Below are 3,813 nucleotides of genomic sequence, written 5' to 3' on the forward strand. Positions count from 1 at the left end.
CGGCGGGCACGGCGACGATACCATCGTCTGGAACAACGGCGATGGCTCCGACACCAACGACGGCGGCTCCGGCAAGGACACCCAGGTCGTCAACGGCGCCAATGCCGCGGGCGATGCCTTCGAGGTGAGCGCTGGCGGCAACGACTTCCTGTTCGACCGCGTCAACCTCGTGCCGTTCAAGCTCAACGACAAGAACATCGAGAAGCTGGAAGTCAATGGCGGCGGCGGTCATGACAGCCTCAAGGTGTTCGATCTGGCCGGATCCGACCTGAAGGAAATCCACTTCAAGGGCGGAGCCGACAACGACAGCCTGGATGCCAGCGCCACGTCGGTTCCGGTCAAGGCGTGGGGCGGCGACGGCCACGACACGCTGCTCGGCGGCTCGGGCAACGACGAGCTGAACGGCGACGCCGGCAACGACGTCCTGGTCGGCAACCGCGGCTCCGACAAGCACAACGGCGGGCACGGCAACGACACCATCGTCTGGAACAACGGCGACGGCTCCGACTTCAACAACGGCGGCTCCGGCAGGGACACCCAGGTCGTCAACGGCGCCAATGCGGCGGGCGACGAGTTCGTGGTCAAGGGCACCGGTAACAACAGCTTCGTGTTCGACCGGGTCAACCTGGTTCCCTTCAAGCTGACTGACAAAAACATCGAGAAGCTCGATGTCAGCGGCGGCGGGGGTGACGACAAGCTGATCGTCGGCAACATGAACGGCAGCGGCGTGGACAAGATCTTCTTCAAGGGTGGCGACGGCAAGGACTTCATGGACGCGTCCAAGTCCCACGTTGCGGTCGAGGCGTCCGGCGGCGCTCACAACGATCACCTGATCGGTGGGTTCGGTGACGACGTCCTGAAGGGCGATGCCGGCGACGACAAACTGGTCGGCGGCAAGGGCCACGACAAGCTGTTCGGCGGCGCTGGACACGACACGTTCTTTGTCGAGAAGTTCTCGGAAATCGCCGACTTCCAGCACGGCATCGACAAGTTCTTCATCGTCTGATCGGGCATCGGCAGCCAGCAAGGGAAACAGGCCCGGCGGAAACGCCGGGCCTGTCCGGCAACCTCTCCTTCCCTGCGCTGTAAGTTTCGCCCGATCGGGATCCGGGCACTGCCGGGAAACAGCGATCCTTGCCCCCGGAGCGATACGCTTCCCTCAATCATGATTTTCCGATTTCAAGCTCGATGGAACGCCTGACCATGACCCATGACCGTCCGCTGTCTGAAGCCCTCAAGCGCTGCCGCCGGCCGCTGGTCTGGATCGCCGGCTTCAGCTTGCTGATCAACATCCTCATGCTGACCTCGTCGCTGTACATGATGCAGGTGTTCGATCGGGTTCTCGCCTCCGGCAGCCTGTCAACTCTTGTGTTTCTGACACTCGCCGCAGGCGGTGCGCTGGCGCTGATGAGCGCTCTCGACTATCTGCGATCGAGGGTGCTGTCCGGCCTGGGCGAATGGCTCGAGCGGCGCCTCGGCGCCGCCACGCTGGAACGCTCGATCGACACCGTCCTGGCCGGCGGCAATGAGCGCGCCGACGCTCTGCGCGACCTGGAGGCGCTGCGCGGTTTCTTCTCCGGCGGCGTGACCTTCCTGTTCGACACACCCTGGGTGCCCGTCTACATCGCGGTGATCTACCTGCTGCACCCGATCCTCGGCCACCTGGCGGTGGCCTCGACCGTGGTGCTGCTGGCGCTGGCGATCGCCAATAACGCCCTGACAGTCAGGCCTCTCGCCGCCGCCGGGGCCGCGGGCCGCCGCGCGATGCGCACGGCTGACGCGGCGCTGCGCAATGCCGAAGCCGTCGAGGCCATGGACCTGATGCCCGGCATCATCCGGCGCTGGGAGCGAAGCCACAATGAAGCCCTGGACAACCAGGCCCAGGTCGCGCGCACCGGCGCGCTGCTGCTCAATGTCACCAAGTTCCTGCGCCAGATGGTCCAGGTCGGCATTCTAGCACTTGGCGCCTGGCTGGTGGTCCGGCACGAACTCACCGGCGGCGCCATGATCGCCGGCTCGATCATCCTCAGCCGCGCCCTGCAGCCGGTCGAGCAGGCGATCGGCGGCTGGAAGCAGGTGTCGAACGCCCGCGCCTCGCGCCGGCGCCTCCTTGACTTCTTCAACCGGCCGCGGCGACGCCCCAGTGGCCTGCCCCTGCCCGCCCCGACGGGATACCTGACGGTGGACAACCTGGTGTTCCGCCCGCCGGGTGGTGATCGCCCGCTCCTCGCCGGTGTGTCCTTCGACGCACGGCCCGGCGAGGCGGTGGCGGTGATCGGCGCCTCGGCCGCCGGCAAGTCCACCCTGGCCCGCCTGCTGGTCGGCCTGCATCCTCCGTCCGCCGGGTCGGTGCGGCTGGACGGCGCCGAGATATTCGGCTGGCGGCGCGACGACATCGGGCGGCACATCGGATACCTGCCGCAGGATGTCGAGCTGTTCTCCGGCACGGTGGCCGACAACATCGCCCGGCTGCGCGATCCCGATCCGGAAGCGGTGGTTGCCGCAGCACAGCTGGCGGACTGCCATGACATGATCCTGAGGCTGCCCGAGGGCTACGACACGGAAATCGGCGACGGCGGCGCCATGCTGTCGGGCGGCCAGCGTCAGCGGATCGGCCTGGCCCGCGCGCTCTACGGCAATCCGAGGCTGGTGGTTCTCGACGAACCGAATGCCAGCCTGGACGTCGAGGGCGACGAGGCCCTGAACCGGGCGATCGCGACCCTGAAGCACAACGGCGCCACTGTCGTCATGATCGGCCACCGTCCCAGCACCCTGGCCCAGACCGAGCGCATTCTCGTACTGGCCCAGGGACGGCTCCAGCTGTTCGGCCCGCGCGCGGCGGTGATCGACCATCTCAAGCGCCAGCAGGTTCAGGCGGTGCAGCCAGCAACGGCACGCCGGAGCCAGGACTCCGGGAACCAGACCGCCCCCGACAGCACCGGCCGCCATCAGGCGGACCATCTCGAAACGGCGAGCTGAGGATATCCCAATGACCGCTCTTGTTCACACCAACGACCACTTTCCAGCGTCTATCACATCGACAGTGCCGGAGTACCCGCCGGTCCGGCGCACCCTGCTTGCCGGCGCAGCCCTGGCCGTCCTCGGCTTTGGCGGATTTGGCACCTGGGCTTCGCTGGCGCCCCTGGCCAGCGCCGCCGTCGCTTCCGGCATCATCGTGGCCGACACCAACCGCAAGACGATCCAGCACCTGGATGGCGGCATCATCGCGGAGATCCTGGTACGCGACGGCGATCGCGTCGAGGCCGGCCAGACGCTGATGCGGCTGGACGACCTGGAAACCCGATCCACGGTGACCCTGCTGGAAGATCAGCGCCGCGCCTATACCGCCCAGGAGGCCAGGTTGCTGGCCGAGCGTGACGGCAGGAATGTCCTGGTATTCCCGAAGGATCTGGAGAGTCTGCGCGGAGAGGCGCAGATGGACGAGATCCTGACGGGCCAGCAGCGCATCTTCGAGAGCTACCGGGCGTCGCTGCAGGGGCGCATCGAGGTGACGCGTCAGCGTATTGCCCAGTACGGGGCGCAGATCAGGGCCTTCGAGGCCCAACTGGACTCGGGCGGCCGTCAGCTGGTCCTGATCGCGCAGGAAATGGAAGGTGTGCAGGAACTGTTCGACAAGGGGCTTGAGCGCAAGCCGCGCCTGCTCGCGCTCAAGCGCGCCGCTGCCGAGCTGGACGGCGAGCAGGGAGAGTTCTCCAACAGGATGGCCCAGGCCCGTGAGGCGATCGCCGAGGCCGAGATGGAGATCCTGGCGCTTCGGGCCGAGCGGCAGAGCGAGGTGACGGCCGAACTGCG

The 3,813-nt window shown here is 67.0% G+C and carries 3 protein-coding genes; all 3 read left to right on the forward strand.

Annotation, left to right across the window (positions count from 1 at the left end; all coding sequences use genetic code 11):
• Positions 1–1,006, forward strand: a 1,006-nt coding sequence (locus tag AC5JJ6_RS03220; protein ID WP_496040662.1) for a calcium-binding protein, incomplete at its 5' end; no start/stop codon positions are given.
• Positions 1,007–1,203: 197 nt separating this feature from the next.
• Positions 1,204–2,979 carry a type I secretion system permease/ATPase gene (locus AC5JJ6_RS03225; protein ID WP_496040663.1) on the forward strand — a complete coding sequence of 592 codons (1,776 nt, stop codon included), beginning with the start codon at positions 1,204–1,206 and terminating at the stop codon, positions 2,977–2,979.
• Positions 2,980–2,989: 10 nt separating this feature from the next.
• The coding region (locus AC5JJ6_RS03230; protein ID WP_496040664.1) for an HlyD family secretion protein at positions 2,990–3,813 on the forward strand (824 nt) is incomplete at its 3' end.

The sequence above is a fragment of the Skermanella sp. genome, assembly GCF_059503625.1.

What these genes read in the sequence shown, in the direction of transcription:
- AC5JJ6_RS03225 (WP_496040663.1), top strand. Translation starts at nt 1,204, where the DNA reads ATGACCCATGACCGTCCGCTGTCTGAAGCCCTCAAGCGCTGCCGCCGG.